We start from the raw sequence: 16,525 nt of genomic DNA on the forward strand, positions 1-16,525 counted from the left end.
CACCATAATTAAATTACAAAAATTTTATTACTTCAAAAAAATATGTTGAAAACGCTAAAAATGATTTGAAAAATATCCCAAAACCACAAACCTATGGCTGAGTATTTAATTAAATTATTACATTTATACCAAATATGTATTGAACCTGAAAGCAGCCAGCAACCAAAAATTAAAAATACATGAAGGACCCAAGCTATTTTCCCGGGTTTAAATATCCGTCATCAGAGCTTAAGAAATTTGTATTCGCTTCTGAAATATTTTCGATAATGCTTTCATCGGGAGACGTTGTTCATTTCAAGCCAGATGATGTTGTAAAATTTAGAAAATGGTTATGGTGCCACAATATTGAAGAGATCCGCACGAAAAACGGCAAATAGAGTTTGGAATACATTTTTTTTTCACAAATGCCGTTATAATGGTATTGTCTTAAAAATGTGAATTAAGATATAATAAAGAAATTTAAAATTTCTCATAAGCAGTTAGTTTTGGTTACGCCCCTTGTTTCTACAAGGGGCTATTTTTTACCTTTATTCTTTCAATTCATTTCAAGAGCATACAAAGATTAACTGCATATCTAAAAATTTAACACGCTAACCCCAAAGTTGAAAATTGGCGGGTAAATTTTCGAAATGTAGGGTTCAATTAATCAGTCATTCACAACTCTAATAAAGGTGTGTGCATAGAGCATCATTGCTTTCACGTAACACATTTTTTATGGGCTTCAAAACTTTAGAAGTTTGGGTGCAAACAAAATTCTAAACCATAAAAAAAAGTACTATGCCAACACTTACAACAATCTTTGAAAATGGAATGAGCATGGACGAGATTCCCGGATCGGATATCCCAATCGAAACATCCTGTTACCCTCAAACCTAAATCAGAGAAATCAATTTCAAGTAAAACTAAGGAGCCCTAATGGTTCCTTTTTTAATCCATAAATCTTGCGACATGAATGACATTTTAAAACAACATTATCTGCGCTTATTTAAAATAATGGCAGAATACGAAAGACTCGATATAAATATAGATGCTCATTTATTAAGACTTTTTCACCTGGTCAGCGCAGAGTTATTAAACTATTTACCGTCAATCGATTACAAAGATCACAGTCATCTTTTTAAAAAGATTCTCTTTAATCAAAAACTCAGCCTACTAGAGCAGGAACTACCCGAATTGTTGCATGCAGTTCGATATGAAAATAAGTTTAGTGCTATTAATTTATTAAAAAGAACCCCTTCTATTATATGCACCTTTCATCTCGGATCCTACAGACTAATAAATCTGTTTTTGGCTGAAAATCAAATTCCATTTTCCCTGGTTGTCTCAAGAAACGTTATTCAAAAGCAGACAGAATTGATCCAGGAGGCTTTTCGTTCTAGCAATTTGACAAAGCACGCGCAATTGGACCTAATCGACGCTGAGCAGTCATCTGCGGGATTAAAGATGATAAAGGCCCTCAGATCAAATAAAAGCCTCGTTGTATATCTTGATGGGAACACAGGTGCAGGAAAGCCTTCAATTCTAAATGAAAACTGCTGCGAAGTAAGTTTCCTGAATAACAAAATTTTTGTGCGCAAAGGAGTAGGGGTTTTATCTCATGCAGCAAGGGTGCCAGTACTGCCTGTCATTTGCTACCGGAAAAGCCTAACCTCAATAAACATCAAATTCAAGGATCCCATATTCCCTGACAATGGTATGGATCGCGGACGGTTTTCATCACAACTAATGCAGCAGATATATGACTTTGCCAGCGATTATATAAAAAAATACCCAGGGCAATGGGAGGCCTGGCTTTACTTGTATAAAGTAGCTGTACAAACAGAAAGAAACAAGGAAATCCCGGAACATTTGCATGAAATGCCTAAAGTGCTAACTTTCAATAGTAAGTGGTATGGCCTATTTACCCTGGACAACAACAATTATATCTTTGATAAAAAGGATCTCCTTTCTTACAAAATTCAACCACAGCTGTACGCTTTATTAAACAAATTTCAAAATCGAGCCGCAAAATCAAAAACTATTGATGTAATTTTATTGCAGGACCTATATAAAAAGGGTGTATTAATAGCTTCTTAACCTCTAGTTTGTGCCCAACTCATCTCTTTTAATAAATAAAAAAGCGACAAAGCTCTTGGGCTGGCATTTTCTTGCCTGGCTTCTTTACACTATATTTCTCCATATAGCAGCGATGCTAACTAAGCCAGATATTTCTATAATCAATACTTTATTGTACCTGCTTCCATTTTGTTTTACTTTTTATATAAGCATATACGTCCTTGGAATTAATAAGAAAAAAGGAGTCGCTTGGACCATTGCCTCGTTTTTTATCGTTTTCATATTCATGGCATCCCTGGGATATTTCTATGTGTACTTTATTCTTCCGGAGTTTGGTATTGTAGTATATACATCAAAACAATTTAAACCATTTATTCAAGAAGCCGTTCTTGGCTACGTCCGCTTCTTCTCATTTGCTATGCTTTATTTCTATATTCGGGAATCAATACGGAAAGAAAAAAATCTTAGATTGCTGCAGCAGGAAAAGTCCCAACGAGAGCTGGAGAACGAACGACTAAAACAGCAGGAGCTTAAAGCCCAACAAGAAAAACTTCAGTACGAATATGCATTTTTAAGATCTCAGATAAACCCACATTTTCTGCATAATACTTTGAATACCTTCTTCTCACAAGCCATGCAATACTCCCCGGAATTTGCTGATAACATACTTAAACTGGCCTCCATTATGAGATACTCGATGGAAGCGCTGGAATTTGACAGTGGAAAAGTTTCCGTTCAGAAGGAGTTGACGCATCTCCAAAACCTTATAGATATTCATAATCTTCGCTTTGGGGAAAGAAAGATGATTGTCTATGAAATAGAAGGCAATATAAACGGTCATATGGTCCCTCCGCTTTCATTCATAACTATTGTGGAGAACGCTTTTAAATATGGCGATTTAACCGACCCAAACTGTCCTATGACGATTAAGGTGGGTCTAACTCCAGGAGAAGTTTCTTTTTACTGTTCCAATAAGATTAAAAAAAGTAGTGTTCAGATTTCGTCATCCAATATCGGCATTTCCAACCTAAGTAAAAGGCTTGATGTCGCATTTAGCAACCGGTATAAAATGAATGCAGAAAAAAAGGGCGAAATGTACTTTTTCTATTTAACGATAAAAGCTTAATTTATGATTAAATGCGTCGTAATTGATGATGAGCAGGCTGCCATTGATGTATTAATAAACTACATCAGGCGAGTTTCTGATTTGGAATTGGTTGGAACTTCTACGGACCCCATCAAAGGATTTGATTTGATAAAAAGCACCAATCCGGATGTGATATTTCTCGATATCCAAATGGATGAACTTTCTGGAATCGAACTTATGAGTATGCTGAGCCACGAAATTCAAGTGATTTTTTGCACGGCATTTTCCGATTTTGCAGTAGAAAGTTATGATCTTGAAGCTCTTGACTACCTTATGAAACCAATACCATTTGACCGTTTCATGAAAGCAGTAAAGAAAATCCGAAAGTTCCCAAGCAGTTCGGAAAAAATTGGACCGGATGAAATAGCTGACGATTACATCTATGTAAAAACAGAATCTAAGGGTAAAATACTCAGGGTAAATTTTGTTGATATCGATTTCGTTGAAGCTAAGAACAATTACATTGCATTCCATTGTGGTAAGAAAATAATTATGGTCTATTCAACAATGAATTACATTGAAACATCCCTTTCCTCATCAAACTTTAAAAGAATACATAAATCATACATTATCCCGATTTCAAAAATAGCGCTGATTCAAAACAATTTTTTAATGCTTAAAAACTGCGGAGATCAGATACCTATTGGAAAAACTTACAAAACAGATTTGCTTAACCTTGTCAACCATAAGTTACTAAGCGATGGAAATAATTATAAATTTGATTGTTGAAGAACTGCGGGTCTGACGATTGCATGAATAAATATCGTAAATTTAAAAGCCGGAGGGTCAAATATGAAAAAAATTGCCAAATGGAACATCAAAAAACCAGTACAAAAGTATATCTGCTCGGATCAAAACTAAATGATATTGATTCGTTAATTGTGAGAGATAGTAATGTTTCAGAACTGATCCATTTCAGTTCTCTAAATGACGCTAAGAATAGGTTTAATTTTCTTTACAAGATTTTACTTTCTCCTTCATTCAAACCCTCAATTCCACCAAGTACCGAAGAACTCCACTATCATCAACATTTTATGATGCTAGTCGCGTTTAATCCCGTAGTACTTGAGTTTGAATTAGCAGACTATAAAAATCACTTATTATCCTGGCGAAATGAGAAAGAATCTACATTCTATACACAAGAAAAGTTTTTCACTACTGACTATTGGTACTGTCCAATGAAAACTGGTTTTATCCAAAAATTCGGAGTCTTAGATATTGCTGAAGAAATCGAAAAGACTCCATTTATAGACCCCGATGGAAAAATGGTAATCAGGATAAGCGAAATTTCAAGATCAACACCAGGTACGCCAACAGAGCAACCTAAGCCAAATATCCAGGAAAAGATTGACAAAATACTGAGAGATCGGGGATTCAAATAACTACTAGCAAATCTGAACGCCCAATAGAGACGGCACTATTACAGCGAACCAGTACTGGACTATTCGGATGGAGGGGATTGTGAATCCTTACCAGGTTTTACAAACAGCAAATGGGCAAGTTCTGGGTCCTTTCTAATTCTTTCTATTTCTGACTCAATAATCTCAGTAATATCATTTTTAATCCTTATGTAATTGTTTTGAATCTCACGTGCTGACACTTTCCCTTTAGGCAGGGGCTTGTAGCTACGAGCCTCAGCATTTATAGATGCTGGATCGTTTACAATTGTGCAATGAAACGCCTTTCGTTTGATTTTCTGGTCCGGATTGTCAGAGACAATTCCTACAAATTCTCCGGCACTCAATCCCGCAATTCTTGAAGTAGGTACTGCAAAATCCAGTTGCGTATTTCTGCTGACACTGGTGTCGTTACGATTTATGGAGACGCTCTCCCGCTCTTGTACAATTTTTCCAATGGATTCAGAAACCGCTTTTGCTGTGTCTCCGGTTGATTGACCACAGATAATATTCCCAGCAAGATTGAATATAACATCGGCTTGCTCCCGGCCATAAGATTTTCTTAATTGAGCCACATTCTGGATCGCCAAAAAAGTTGCCAATAAATATCCCCTCGCAATTGATAAGTATTCCTGGATGCCATTGGCGAAAAAAGATGCTGCTTCATCAGCGATGATCGCCGTATGTTGCCGCCCCTTTTTTGGGAGGATTCTAAATAGCCGATTTATATATAATGATATAACTGCGCCATAGACCTGGGTCTTTTCAGGATTATTAGCCAGGGCCACAATCTTCGGTTCTTTTGGATTGTTTACGTCTAAAGAAAAATCACTTCCCGACAAAACATAATAAAGCAATGGTGAGGACAGCCTCGCCAGTGCAATTTTCGCCGATGCAACCTGTCCTTCCAATTGCTCCATTGCCCGGTTCATATAAGCGCTGATAAAAGGATTAATCAATACTTCGATTTCCGGTTCAGTAGAGAGAACCGGGAAAAGATCGTCATAATTTGCCTGCATTAACTCTATAGCATGAGGGAGTGTGCAGTACAGTCCATCTTTATATTTTTTTAAAAACCAAATGATGGCGGTAAAGAAATTTATTGGGGATTCCACGAAAAAATCCCCGGTTTTCTGGATCCATTGCATGTTCAATCCAAGCAAAATAGTACGAGAACTTTCTGTTGCATCCGTAATATCCAAAAGGGTAGAAGGCTCTAAAGGATTACACCGGTTAATAGGATCATCGAAGTTAATAATATAGAACTTAGGCTCAACAGGATAGCTGCCTTTGTATTTGAGCCAGGCATTATATGCAATGATCGTCAGGTCATCATACTTGAAATCATAAAGTACGATGCAGTATTTTTTCTTAATACACTGCAAAATTATCTCACGAACAAGGTAGAACGTCTTACCTGCTCCAGGCGAGCCGATTATGAGCACCATTCTAAAACAGTTAATCAGATTAAGATACATTTGCCGGATTTTTCCTCTTAGATTATAAACTCCCGGAAGGTTGATGCTGTATTTGTTTTCCAATAGCTGTTCCTCCTGCGGAAACGTTTCGTTCTCCTCGTTGAATATGTCCCTGGTTAGATTCAGTTTAATCAACCGGGACAAGCGGGCGCCACCAGCCAGGAAAAGAAGAAACCCAAATGAAGTCAGGGTAATATAACATACTGCCAAAGGCTCTGCGGGCAGTACAGTATAGAAAAGTAAACCAGAAGAAAAATAAAGTAATAGCCCGGATAAAATGAAAACAATAATAGCCGATACATTAATTTTTTCATCCTTTTTCCCTTTTACACCTAGCAGGGACAATATGAGAAGCCCGAGCGCGAAAAGTTTACTATATATCGAATGATTAAAAAGACCGATACCCGAAAAACCCAAGAGTATTGATTTCAAAATTGAAAATGTCAATCCCCATTTTTCAAAGGTTCCATAACAGAAAATGTAGAAGTGAAGGATAAGTATCACAATACTTCCTTTTCTGACAAAGTCCAAAATTACTCTTAATCCTTGTTCGTTTTCCCCCGTGCTCATAGGTGTTTTTTATTTAGGTAAATTTGTTAATATCTTCTGCGTTTCTTTTTCCTACGGGATTCCCGGATAAGTTCTACCGGCAATGACTGGTTGGTATAGACCGGATCCCATAAGCCTTGGATAATTGAGAATAGCTCATGCTCCATTTTTGAAAATATATTCTTCCATTCATGATCATTTCCCCGAAATAATTCTGAAGGGAAAATATGGGTCATTACATAATCCAATACAGTACTTGCCGCAGATACGTCAAGCCGATTTGCCCGTAAATAACCAGTCAACTTTGAATTTACAGGAAGCCAGGATTCTTTTGCTGTTTGTAAATTCCCCATTTTATAATGAGTTTCTCCATCCCCGGACTCGAACGCTTCTATCAGTGCTCCTGTTCGCATCCAGTCATAAAGAACCTCTTTAAAATCTTTGGAGAAGTCCGTTTCTGAGATTAGTTTCCCCACAAAGTCCCTGTTTTGAGCATTTTCGTTTGACGTCCCAGTTTGCAACCGATCAAGAACAGCCTTAGCACTGTAAGATTTTCCAAGATCACTCCCATTAAAAAAACAACAGGAGGTTTTATCCAAATAGGTAATGCCATAGATATATCCGCTTTCATTTCTCTTAAACGTTGCTATAATATTTTCAGATTTTAATGCTTCAAGAAAAGAGGTTTTATCTGTGTACTTTTCTAAAACACCATCGATTGTTTGCTGTGCTCTTTGGCGGTACCTTTTTCGGATCTGTTCATTTCTTTCGTATTGGGCTTCTATATTTTTTAATGTTGGCTTTTCGTAAATACTACTCGATTTAACTGGAACTCCTACGACATTCCCGGTCTTTCTATCCATCATCTGATAAACCATACCGCCATTTTTATGCATACGGGTACCCGGTTCCCCACGATTTGCCAGGATATTATATTCCTTTAAGATTGCCTGGTATTGCTCGAAATTGGCATATCTATAAAATTTTGCAACAGTGCGAACGATATTGGAAATCTCATTTTTAGTGGGTCGTTTCCCATATTCCGCAACGGAAATATCAGCAGGCTTTAATCCGGAATCTCCATTTTCTTTTTGCTCGTCCGCCTTAACCAATCCGAACATCTCTTCTATTTCCCTCCGGGCCTTCGTCGATTCATTCCTGCCAATATCATGTATATCTATGCGATCCCCGTTGGATTGAATATTAACTGTGACAATATGAATATGGGGATGAGCAGCATCATTATGCCGGTAAACAAGATACGGCTGATCCCCGAAGCCAATCTTTTCCATGTAAGTTCCGGCAATATCCCTGAGCACTTTATCCTCCAGCTTTTCATCAGGATGGAAATTCAGTGAGATATGAATTGTATTAGTTTTGGCAATTCTATTGCGCTCAGTCAAACCTATAAAGCGGTTCAATTTATTAGCAAAGCTCAGTTCTTCCAGCAGGCAACCAAAGCCAACCGCATCAATACACAATGCGGCTCCTTCCTTTACTTTGTTCTCATTATAGCTAAGAACACCTCTTATATTTTTACCACTTGTTATCCTCGCAACCATTTTTTTGCCAGTTGAGAAATGATAGGAAATAATTGCTCCGTTAGCTGCAGCACCTGCTGATGTTGCGCTGAAAGTTCCAGCCCGAATACCAATATTTTGTTTTTATCAACAGTAGTATTAATTTGTTTTACAGCCTGATTGATATTTTGCCCAATGGCATTGAGCTCCCTGCGGATCCGGGTAAGCTCTTCCATAACAACTCCTATGGATTCGTCTCTGGTATAGATAACAACCTGCCGTTCACAAACAATATCCCGGAGTAACTCACTCATGTTTTTGTAATGTGACTCAGAAAGCAACCTGCACAAACGATCATAATGCCACTGGTTTACCCGTAGCTTTATATCATATTTAAGTGCATCCTTATCGTTCACTTTCCTTCGCATTTGTTATATTGCATTGACTAACCCTGTCATAAAAGCCGACTTCGGAGGCTTTATACCGTGCCGACGCTGAAGGCACGGTATTTTAGTTGTGCACAACTATACACCTCGCTGAATGCGCCTTCGCGCGTTCGGAACCGCCGCTAAAACGAGTAAATCTGTTTTAGCTGAACAAAACTGCTATTCTGGCAGTATTTTAGATGCAACGATAGAGCGGAACAATGCTATCTTTTTCGCGCCTGTTTAATAGGTTTATCAGGTAAAATCCGGCGTTTCTTAATCGATTTGCGCTCCATTTTTTTTGGGTTGTTAGCTGCTACTTCCCGACTTAGAAGAGGTGTCCAATCCGGATCAAGAAGGAAGTTTACCATAATGGGCGCCATTGTTTCCGAATAAACATTTATCGTTTTCTGCTCCGGATTAGCTTCAAGATAGATTTTCTTTTCACCATCATATGTTACCCAGGTACGATCTCCTTTCAATAAATCGATTGCAGTGACCCAATTACACTTTGGGGGCATGGATAGGCAACCAAGTAATATTTCTACTTCTTTTCTGCCAAATCCCCGTACAACTTCAAAGGAGTATTTGCCGTTGCTACTCTTAACTGAAAAATCAAACCGCATCCATCCGGGATCATTATCCATTAAAGGATTGATTCTTTCGCGGAATATTGCACGGCCACAAAGAGCATTAAAAGCTATTCTAACTGAATAATCGACAGGTAAAATCAGTTTTCTTTTAGACAGGTTTTTAAAATATAATAGTGCTGTTTTAGTCAGGGTGTCTTCGAGCAGCGGAATATCTTTCCAATATTTTAATTTGAGTTGGTCCGCAATAAATGCTCCCGTTGGCTCCATAGCAAGCCGATCAATTTTATCAATTATATCCAGAACCTTCAATTTGAATTCTGATCTGAGATCTCCCTGAAAAATGTGCGTTTCCCGTCTGTTACTCCAATTAATTCTGCTCATTTCACATTCCAAAATGCTTGTATCTATGCCATTAAACACTGCATGTTCAATTGGAGGATATGGCACCAGTGTTGCGGTATAGGTATTTAATGTGTATTGGCCATTTAGCTTTTCCACTGGAATAACGTATTGAAAAAAGCCATCCGGTTCATTTTTGGCATATCTGATCTCAAACTTATCCGGATTAGAAGCGATATGTTCACGTAACACGGGATAGATCTCCATCCCGGGAAAATATGATAATTCCAGAGGAAAGACTTTGTCGTAAAGATCTTCAAACCTCCCGGATAGATCATGATAAACCTGGTTTACATTATGTATCCCCCTGGCTAAAGGGCCATATTCTGCGCAAACCATTTCGGCATCAGGCGAAGCCATATACGCTGCCAGGTATTTCACAAGTTTAAATGATTCAAATTGGTAGTCCCACCAAAAATTCAGGTCAAATTTTATTGACTCACTGTCAAATAATACAGTTTGCTCCATACTGAATTGTTGAAGTTTATTCTCAAAGGCCTGCCTTATTTTTTCTTCGAAATCCGGCTTTTCAAATCCTAATGATTTCAAATAGGTAACTAACGCTGCAATCTTCTCTTCGTTCATAAAGCTTTTATTTTACAGGATGAAGAATTATTTACCACTATCGCGTATAAATACCTTTGGATTTTCAACGCCAAATTTGCGAATATTGTCCTTTAGCTGCAGCCAGTATTGCATCATAAGATCCGCAAGTTCCATAAATTCCTCTGCTGTTAGACGATGCGCATTTTGTACTATTCTGGATTTTTCTTCCTGGTTCGTTTCATTATTTAAAGAAAAGATGTTGGGCATATAAACTTCGCCAACTTCTAAAGTTTTTCCTATTCCCACACTGTTTCCATAAATCCGGATTTGTTTACCAGTAGAGAATAGTATTGTACGCCTTTTTATTTCTGCCATATTTTTCTTTTTTAGATGGTGATCTTTGATCTATCGTTTTTTAATGCCGCTTCCAACTTTAGTAGCATTATCTAACATCCTCTGTTTTAAATGAGGCTTGTGATTACGCTGTAGTAGTTCAAGGGCATCAGAAGAATGAGGAATATCATCTGCTGTCGTTATTGGTATTCTTGAGATCATGCCCTGGCTGAGCAGTTCAAGTTCAACCAACGAAAGGTCGATGGTGTCAGGGTTGAACAGGTAATTGAACTTAAAACAGACAATGCTTTTATGATTCTCATAAAATCCCGTTGCCCTGATCTCAAATTCTATTGAATCCTTTTCAGCAAAACTTTGGTGAAGGGCAAAAGAAAATTTTTGATGGAGTTGAGAAAACAATAAGCCCTCCCGATCCGGACTATTGATCATTTTTTCCTCGTATCCTTTCTGTTTTAATATGCTAATTTGTTCCTCAAGTAGGTTATAGAACAGACTCATTTAAATACTTTTTTTATCTTCTTTTTAATTTATTGGTGTTATTGTGATCTCCAATAATTCTCGGCTTATTCCGGATTCGTAATAATTGGTCTTCGTGGCGTTTCTGGACAATACCACCAACATCAATGAGCTCCTTTCCAAAATGATCCTTGTGGGTAAATTCACTGATTGGTATTTTATGCTTACCCAGAAGTGTTAGTGTTTCATAAAGAGTGCGTACATCATAAGACTTATAATAGTAAATATCCATTGGGTGATCGTGACGGAATAGCGCTTCGTCATAAAGTCCGCAGCAGAAGTGTAGGTCTCCGGTATCAACAATTCCCTGCGGGCAAAACACAGTGTCTGAATCTATTTCAAACTTAGCCTTTACAGTCTGCACAAACTTTTTCACCGCATCTTTTTCTATTAACATTGCGCATTTCTGTTTTGTAATGAATTGTGTATCCTGTCTATTGCAAAAAATATCTGGTAGGCGACCTGGGGTACTATTGCATTTCCAAAGGATCGCAGAGACTCTTTCCTCCATTTCGAAAAGGTAATGTCAACCAATTCAGAGGAAATCCCATCATTTCTCCCACAAACAGGGGATTCAGAAGGCCAGTTGCTCCAAGTTGGAATCGAACCAATCCCGGAAGATTGTCCATTTGCTGCTGGTGATAAGATCGCGCCTGCGGGCCTTTCCAGTCCCGTGCTGTAGGGGTCGGCAATAATCCGGCCGCCGCCAGCTGATGCAAATCCGGCCGAAAGCGTTGGCCATTTTTGGTAACTATTACTTTCTGATTCTTTTGGAAATTCCGGGTACTGTATGATGCCATTGGAGTTGGCAATAAACCAGATTCTGTTTCGCCGATGGGGCGCGCCTGTGCCGCAAGCTGGAATAATAAACGGCTGGACCGAATATCCGATTCGCTCAATATTCTTACAGATGGTCCAGGCAATATATTCATGCTCCGTAATGATTTCCTGATCTTCTTTTCCAAAATTGGTTTGGCCTCCCAGGCTAACCGGCACACCGGGTTGTACCATACTGAGGATTCCAGCAACATTTTCGCCAACAAACCAAGTGGGCCGGACCTCGTCAATAACCCGGAGCATTTCCGGCCAGAGGTAACGATCATCTGACGCACCTCGTCTTTTTCCGGCAATGGAAAACGGCTGGCAGGGGAATCCCCCGGAAATAATGTCAACTGATCCATAAAACTTTCTTCCATTAAATTTTCTTATATCTTCAAACTGAGAAGCACCGGGAAAATGGAATTTCAGCACGCTCCGGCAAAATGGATCTATTTCGACATTAAAAACATTTTGCCAGCCCATCCAGGCCGCGGCCAAATCAAAGCCACCAATACCAGAAAAAAGACTCCCGTGTCGCATAGTGTTTCATTGCCTGCTACCGGTTTAGCCCCCTTCCTCCAATATTATGGTCTGACTTCAAAATTCTGGGGCGGGCTTTAAATCTTTCCCTACGTTTTACATTCTCTTTAATTATGTCCGGAATGGTGGTTTCTTCCCACGGTACAATTCTGGCTTTTAAATTGGTTCGTATAGGATATATCTTTAAAGTCTCATTTATATCCCAGCCATTTTTTACAGCACATCCATACGGGTCCAAAAACTGAGGGTGCGGGATCTCTATTACAATCCAATCTTTCGGAATCTTATAAAGTTGCTCAAGATTTATATCCTTAACAATTTCGCGCGACCGGGGATCATAAAACAGCCAGGCAAAATTGGCAATCATCTCAAAGTCCTTGAATTCTGAAAAGGGAATTCCCTGAGTTGAAAAGTCATCGTGCGGTCGAATTGCATTCATTCGTACATCCACATAGAATGGGTGTCCGGCGATATCAATAACCGGCAAAAGACCATTCATTCGTTCCTGCAGCAGATCTTCCTGAGTAGGGGAATTATTTCTGTTTTCCATGGTGTTATTTATTATTGAATAATCCTGTTTCGATCTCTTTGCTTTTGTTAAGCATTCCGCCATCATTTAGCCTTTCTGAATCTTGGCCGGTTCTCTATATCAGAATTTCCCTGTGATGGCACCTTTGGGCGCCGGATAAGTTCTACTACTTCCTTTGGGAGGTTGGTATTTAAGATGCTTTCCCCTTCCTTCAAATATTTGCTTATCCCGTGTAAAATTTTAAATTCAATAAGCTTGATCCCGTTTTTGATATGCAGTAGTTCCTCAATGGATTTTGTTAATTGAAGACGGCGATAACTTTTGTTCTTAATACCAAATACAATACTATCCTTCTGATCTTTTAATAGTTTTCTATTGAACTTTTTTAGCTCTGTCTTCCTCCATTGTTGATCAATTTGTTCCTCAATAAAAGTTTCGAGATCCATTGGAAAATCGGTATCAATACCCATGGAAGGATAATTCTTCAATTTATACGGAGGAAGTGTTTTACAATGATTCTCAGCCTCCCTAAGCAATTCTGCATCTTCTTTTTTTAACAACGTATAGGTGGTGCAGCTGCCATTACCTCTGTTCATTGCAACAGCAATCTTTTTGTTATTTACATATAGTGTAGCACTGAAGGCGATTGTTTCCTCACTGAGCTCTTTTACTATTCGGATATTTTTTAACTCCATTTTCATTTTTGCTTCATTTGCAAGTGCCATTAATACAAAATTTTCACTCCCTTCAACGGTCGACTGTCTTTGAAGGACATGACCCAATTAAATGCGAGAGCCTTCCAATTTTTTACAGGTTGACCTTGCGCTATTTGCCAGTTTTTTGATTGGTAATACAGAAAGAAAGCTTCTGCATGCCGTATTCGGAGCCCCATGCGAAAGAAGTAAAGGATTACCTCTGTCCGATCTGGGATTTTTAATTTCCTCTGTGTATTCATGTCCTTGGATGTTTATTTTTTAAATAGATCCTAAGACAAAATTGAAGTTCCGAAAAAGCAGAAACGGTGATATATTGGTATATGGGAATTAATTTATCGGATATAGCTTGCCGGAAGTGTTAATTTATATGGGTCTTGTAAGAATGTTTTTCCTATTGTTAAAAACAAGACTTTTCTGAATTCACGCCAATTATTACCGGTAACCAGTAACTAATTCTACAAAGGTTAGAACTCAAAAAAGGATAAAAATTTGAGCAGGTTGGCTGTTTTGGCAATATAAGCTTTACAATAGAACAATTAAAAGCATCAAATGAAGGATTGTGATCTCAATTATGGAAGGAGCACCATTTGTTTTTAATCGAATCCCTTAAAAAAGTCAGACAACTTCATTCCCATTCCTTGTAATATCCGGATAAGTGTTGATACTTTCATGTCATTTCTCCCGGATTCATACTTAGCATACAGAGACCTAGCAATATCCATTTGATAAGCAAAGTGTTCATAGCTGGAAAATCCTTGCTTTTTTCTAGTCGCTTTTAGCCTTTGACCCAACTCTTTGAGCACTTCATCTTTCGGAGTGATGTTTTCCAATTTGGCCGGTTTCCTTACTACTTTATCTCTTTTTTCCATACTGCTAAAATAAGAATCTCAAATTGAAATAAGGGACCATATAAACAAGAGTATATACAAATATATATCCTTGTTTATATGGTCAAAAATTATTATTTTAGCTATCGAAATACTATCCCATATAGCAATATCTAACAACTAAAAAAGAAGTGGTTTTTACATTTGGGGGCTTAAGTAGACACCCAATGGAAAATATACTACAAAAAGAACACGACACTATAGAGAAAAAGAAGTTAATGCTTACCGAGGACGATGTCAATGCACAATTATGCTACAAACATTTGACACCAGTTCAAAAAGAGGAACTAATAAAATTGATATACGATTTGAGTTTCGTATTATATAAAAATTATTTTGATAATGATGAATCAACTTGACTATTTCAAACAATTTGTCCCCAGGCAGTCAGAGCAACCAAAAATGGAAATGTTTGTCTGGATTTATACCCGAGTTAGCTCAAAAGAGCAATTTGAAAAAAACTCCAGTGTAGAAAATCAATTAGAGGCCAACAGATCTTATGCTAAGCAAATGAATTTTAGCATTACTGAAGAATTTGGTGGAACTTATGAAAGCGCGAAATCTGATTTTACACGAAAAGAATTTAAACGTCTTATCGACAAAGTAAAATCCAGCAGGAAAAGGCCGTATGCAATTCTTGTATATAAAATGAGCCGTTTCTCCAGATCTGGTGGTAATGCAATAGGGTTGGTCAATCGACTAGTTGAGGAGTTAGGAGTTCACTTAATTGAAGTAAGCACCGGTCTTACAACTACTTCAGAGAGAGGCAAGGCTGCCATATATGAAAGTCTTTTTCACGCATATAAAGAAAATATCGAAAGAAAGGAAATCATAATACCTGGAATGAAAAGAAAATTACTGAAAGGATTTTGGCTTGGAAATGTGCCGCTCGGATACGACCAATACGGACCAAGGGTAAAAAGAGAAAAATTCTTTAGCAAAGAGCAAAAAGTTGTGATCAATAACTACGGGCAATTATTGAGAGAAGCTTGGACTTGGAAAGCATCAGGAATTTATAACGATGCCCAAATATTGTCAAAACTGTCAGCTCGGGGATTAAAACTTACGCCACAAAAAATAAGCGCGATTTGGAAAAAACCATTTTATTGCGGAGTCTTAGCTCATCATCTTCTGGAAGAACCTGTCAAAGGCAATTGGGAAGCCTTAGTCAGTATAGATGATTTTAAGAAGGTACAGGAAATTTTGAGTGGACACCATAGCGGATATAAGCATCAAAAAGAAGAAGAGAATCGCCCTTTATTGCGATTATTGCGGTGCAATAACTGTGGAAGTTATTTGGTTGGATACTACGTGTCCAAAAAGGATCTTCACTATTATAGGTGTTTAAAATGCCCGGGGGTTAGCTTAACAGCAAAAACTCCAAGTCTTAGAGCAAGACGTGTTGGAGCTTTCGAGCTATTCCAGACTTTTTTAAGAAAGTTCGAAATTCCAAAATCAATATTTCCATTGGTTTTAAAGCAGCTTACCAAGTTGTTTAACCATCACCAAAAGGAGAATCTTGAAAATGACCATCTTTTAGAAATACGGTTAAAAGAATTTGAGAAGAAAAAAAAGGAACTGACAATTCGTCGTGGTTTGGGTGAAATCGACACCGATACCTACAATATTACTTTGGAGCACATAACAATCGAAATGCAGTCAATTTATAAGGAATTAAACACTGTTCCTTCCAAAATATCTAACTTAGAAAAACTGCTGAATAGTGCTCTTAAAAAGTTGCAAAAACTTAGTGTTTACTGGGGTTCCAGCGATTTATCCGGCAAGCGCATGCTTCACAAAATACTGTTTCCTGAAGGAGTTTTTTATATTCCGGAAAAACACGAATATCTAACTAAGAAAATTAATGGATTTTTGCTTTTAACAAGCTCAATATTAGCAGAATACACATCAAATAAAAACCGGAACTCTCTGGATTTTTCAGAAAGTTCCGGTCTGGTAGCCCGGACAAGAATCGAACTTGTATCTAGAGTTTAGGAAACTCCTATTCTATCCATTGAACTACCGGGCCAATTAATAATTTTTCAAACTAAAAGA

At 37.9% G+C, this 16,525-nt stretch carries 17 protein-coding genes and 1 tRNA gene; 6 read left to right on the top strand and 12 right to left on the bottom strand.

Annotation, left to right across the window (positions count from 1 at the left end):
- The first annotated feature begins 179 nt into the window (after positions 1–179).
- The 5 genes from K7B07_RS08670 to K7B07_RS08690 all read left to right on the top strand — a co-directional run bounded on the left by K7B07_RS08670 (position 180) and on the right by K7B07_RS08690 (position 4,584).
- Positions 180–377, top strand: coding sequence for a hypothetical protein (locus K7B07_RS08670; protein ID WP_223708973.1), 198 nt, complete (start codon positions 180–182; stop codon positions 375–377).
- Positions 378–948: 571 nt separating this feature from the next.
- Positions 949–2,076 carry a lysophospholipid acyltransferase family protein gene (locus K7B07_RS08675; RefSeq protein ID WP_223708974.1) on the top strand — a complete coding sequence of 376 codons (1,128 nt, stop codon included), beginning with the start codon at positions 949–951 and terminating at the stop codon, positions 2,074–2,076.
- A 10-nt stretch (positions 2,077–2,086) separates the two neighbouring features.
- Positions 2,087–3,181 (top strand): sensor histidine kinase, encoded by a 1,095-nt coding sequence (locus K7B07_RS27790; RefSeq protein WP_223708975.1) that lies wholly within the window; start codon positions 2,087–2,089, stop codon positions 3,179–3,181.
- A gap of 3 nt (positions 3,182–3,184) precedes the next feature.
- Entirely contained in the window at positions 3,185–3,931 is a 747-nt protein-coding gene (locus tag K7B07_RS08685) for a LytR/AlgR family response regulator transcription factor (RefSeq protein WP_223708976.1), read from the top strand.
- Positions 3,932–4,011: 80 nt separating this feature from the next.
- A complete protein-coding gene (locus tag K7B07_RS08690) occupies positions 4,012–4,584 on the top strand; it encodes a hypothetical protein (RefSeq protein WP_223708977.1) in 573 nt (190 codons plus the stop codon).
- 59 nt (positions 4,585–4,643) lie between these two features.
- On the opposite strand, the gene mobC is transcribed toward K7B07_RS08690, so the two are convergent.
- The 11 genes from mobC to K7B07_RS08745 form a co-directional block, all read right to left on the bottom strand.
- Positions 4,644–6,647 (bottom strand): conjugal transfer protein MobC, encoded by a 2,004-nt coding sequence (gene mobC / locus K7B07_RS08695; protein WP_223708978.1) that lies wholly within the window; start codon positions 6,645–6,647, stop codon positions 4,644–4,646.
- Between the two features lie 26 nt (positions 6,648–6,673).
- Entirely contained in the window at positions 6,674–8,188 is a 1,515-nt protein-coding gene (locus tag K7B07_RS08700; RefSeq protein WP_223708980.1) for a relaxase/mobilization nuclease domain-containing protein, read from the bottom strand.
- Positions 8,173–8,574, bottom strand: coding sequence for a plasmid mobilization protein (locus K7B07_RS08705; protein WP_223708981.1), 402 nt, complete (start codon positions 8,572–8,574; stop codon positions 8,173–8,175). The genes K7B07_RS08700 and K7B07_RS08705 overlap by 16 nt, the downstream gene beginning before the upstream one ends.
- A gap of 221 nt (positions 8,575–8,795) precedes the next feature.
- Entirely contained in the window at positions 8,796–10,148 is a 1,353-nt protein-coding gene (locus K7B07_RS08710) for a hypothetical protein (RefSeq protein ID WP_223708983.1), read from the bottom strand.
- 27 nt (positions 10,149–10,175) lie between these two features.
- Positions 10,176–10,484 (bottom strand): hypothetical protein, encoded by a 309-nt coding sequence (locus tag K7B07_RS08715; RefSeq protein WP_223708985.1) that lies wholly within the window; start codon positions 10,482–10,484, stop codon positions 10,176–10,178.
- Between the two features lie 30 nt (positions 10,485–10,514).
- Positions 10,515–10,961, bottom strand: coding sequence for a hypothetical protein (locus tag K7B07_RS08720; protein ID WP_223708987.1), 447 nt, complete (start codon positions 10,959–10,961; stop codon positions 10,515–10,517).
- A 13-nt stretch (positions 10,962–10,974) separates the two neighbouring features.
- On the bottom strand, positions 10,975–11,376 hold the full coding sequence (locus K7B07_RS08725) for a hypothetical protein (RefSeq protein WP_223708988.1): 402 nt from the start codon (positions 11,374–11,376) through the stop codon (positions 10,975–10,977).
- Positions 11,370–12,338: a DNA cytosine methyltransferase gene (locus tag K7B07_RS08730; RefSeq protein WP_223708989.1), complete on the bottom strand. Its 969-nt coding sequence runs from the start codon at positions 12,336–12,338 to the stop codon at positions 11,370–11,372. Before K7B07_RS08730 ends, K7B07_RS08725 begins: the two co-directional genes overlap by 7 nt.
- 16 nt (positions 12,339–12,354) lie before the next feature.
- Positions 12,355–12,888 carry a hypothetical protein gene (locus K7B07_RS08735; protein WP_223708990.1) on the bottom strand — a complete coding sequence of 178 codons (534 nt, stop codon included), beginning with the start codon at positions 12,886–12,888 and terminating at the stop codon, positions 12,355–12,357.
- Between the two features lie 62 nt (positions 12,889–12,950).
- Positions 12,951–13,592, bottom strand: coding sequence for a hypothetical protein (locus tag K7B07_RS08740; RefSeq protein WP_223708991.1), 642 nt, complete (start codon positions 13,590–13,592; stop codon positions 12,951–12,953).
- A 584-nt stretch (positions 13,593–14,176) separates the two neighbouring features.
- Positions 14,177–14,452 (bottom strand): helix-turn-helix domain-containing protein, encoded by a 276-nt coding sequence (locus K7B07_RS08745; RefSeq protein WP_223708992.1) that lies wholly within the window; start codon positions 14,450–14,452, stop codon positions 14,177–14,179.
- 426 nt (positions 14,453–14,878) lie between these two features.
- Here K7B07_RS08745 and K7B07_RS27880 point away from each other — a divergent pair, with 426 nt between their 5' ends.
- On the top strand, positions 14,879–16,465 hold the full coding sequence (locus K7B07_RS27880; RefSeq protein ID WP_223711353.1) for a recombinase family protein: 1,587 nt from the start codon (positions 14,879–14,881) through the stop codon (positions 16,463–16,465).
- Here the strand turns inward: K7B07_RS27880 and K7B07_RS08755 are convergent.
- A tRNA-Arg gene (locus tag K7B07_RS08755) sits at positions 16,425–16,499 on the bottom strand. The two genes, K7B07_RS27880 and K7B07_RS08755, sit on opposite strands and share 41 nt — an antisense overlap.
- Positions 16,500–16,525: the final 26 nt, after the last annotated feature.

It is taken from the genome of Niabella beijingensis, assembly GCF_020034665.1.
In the GTDB taxonomy this organism is placed as follows: Bacteria; Bacteroidota; Bacteroidia; order Chitinophagales; family Chitinophagaceae; genus Niabella; species Niabella beijingensis.

Excerpts from the sequence above, each read along its gene's own strand:
- K7B07_RS08670 (WP_223708973.1), top strand. The coding sequence starts at position 180 with ATGAAGGACCCAAGCTATTTTCCCGGGTTTAAATATCCGTCATCAGAG.
- K7B07_RS08745 (WP_223708992.1), bottom strand. The coding sequence starts at position 14,452 with ATGGAAAAAAGAGATAAAGTAGTAAGGAAACCGGCCAAATTGGAAAAC.
- K7B07_RS08735 (WP_223708990.1), bottom strand. The coding sequence starts at position 12,888 with ATGGAAAACAGAAATAATTCCCCTACTCAGGAAGATCTGCTGCAGGAA.
- K7B07_RS08725 (WP_223708988.1), bottom strand. The coding sequence starts at position 11,376 with ATGTTAATAGAAAAAGATGCGGTGAAAAAGTTTGTGCAGACTGTAAAG.
- K7B07_RS27880 (WP_223711353.1), top strand. The coding sequence starts at position 14,879 with ATGTTTGTCTGGATTTATACCCGAGTTAGCTCAAAAGAGCAATTTGAA.
- mobC (WP_223708978.1), bottom strand. The coding sequence starts at position 6,647 with ATGAGCACGGGGGAAAACGAACAAGGATTAAGAGTAATTTTGGACTTT.
- K7B07_RS08675 (WP_223708974.1), top strand. The coding sequence starts at position 949 with ATGAATGACATTTTAAAACAACATTATCTGCGCTTATTTAAAATAATG.
- K7B07_RS08715 (WP_223708985.1), bottom strand. The coding sequence starts at position 10,484 with ATGGCAGAAATAAAAAGGCGTACAATACTATTCTCTACTGGTAAACAA.
- K7B07_RS08705 (WP_223708981.1), bottom strand. The coding sequence starts at position 8,574 with ATGCGAAGGAAAGTGAACGATAAGGATGCACTTAAATATGATATAAAG.
- K7B07_RS08685 (WP_223708976.1), top strand. The coding sequence starts at position 3,185 with ATGATTAAATGCGTCGTAATTGATGATGAGCAGGCTGCCATTGATGTA.
- K7B07_RS08700 (WP_223708980.1), bottom strand. The coding sequence starts at position 8,188 with ATGGTTGCGAGGATAACAAGTGGTAAAAATATAAGAGGTGTTCTTAGC.
- K7B07_RS08690 (WP_223708977.1), top strand. The coding sequence starts at position 4,012 with ATGGAACATCAAAAAACCAGTACAAAAGTATATCTGCTCGGATCAAAA.
- K7B07_RS08720 (WP_223708987.1), bottom strand. The coding sequence starts at position 10,961 with ATGAGTCTGTTCTATAACCTACTTGAGGAACAAATTAGCATATTAAAA.
- K7B07_RS08710 (WP_223708983.1), bottom strand. The coding sequence starts at position 10,148 with ATGAACGAAGAGAAGATTGCAGCGTTAGTTACCTATTTGAAATCATTA.
- K7B07_RS08730 (WP_223708989.1), bottom strand. The coding sequence starts at position 12,338 with ATGCGACACGGGAGTCTTTTTTCTGGTATTGGTGGCTTTGATTTGGCC.
- K7B07_RS08740 (WP_223708991.1), bottom strand. The coding sequence starts at position 13,592 with ATGGCACTTGCAAATGAAGCAAAAATGAAAATGGAGTTAAAAAATATC.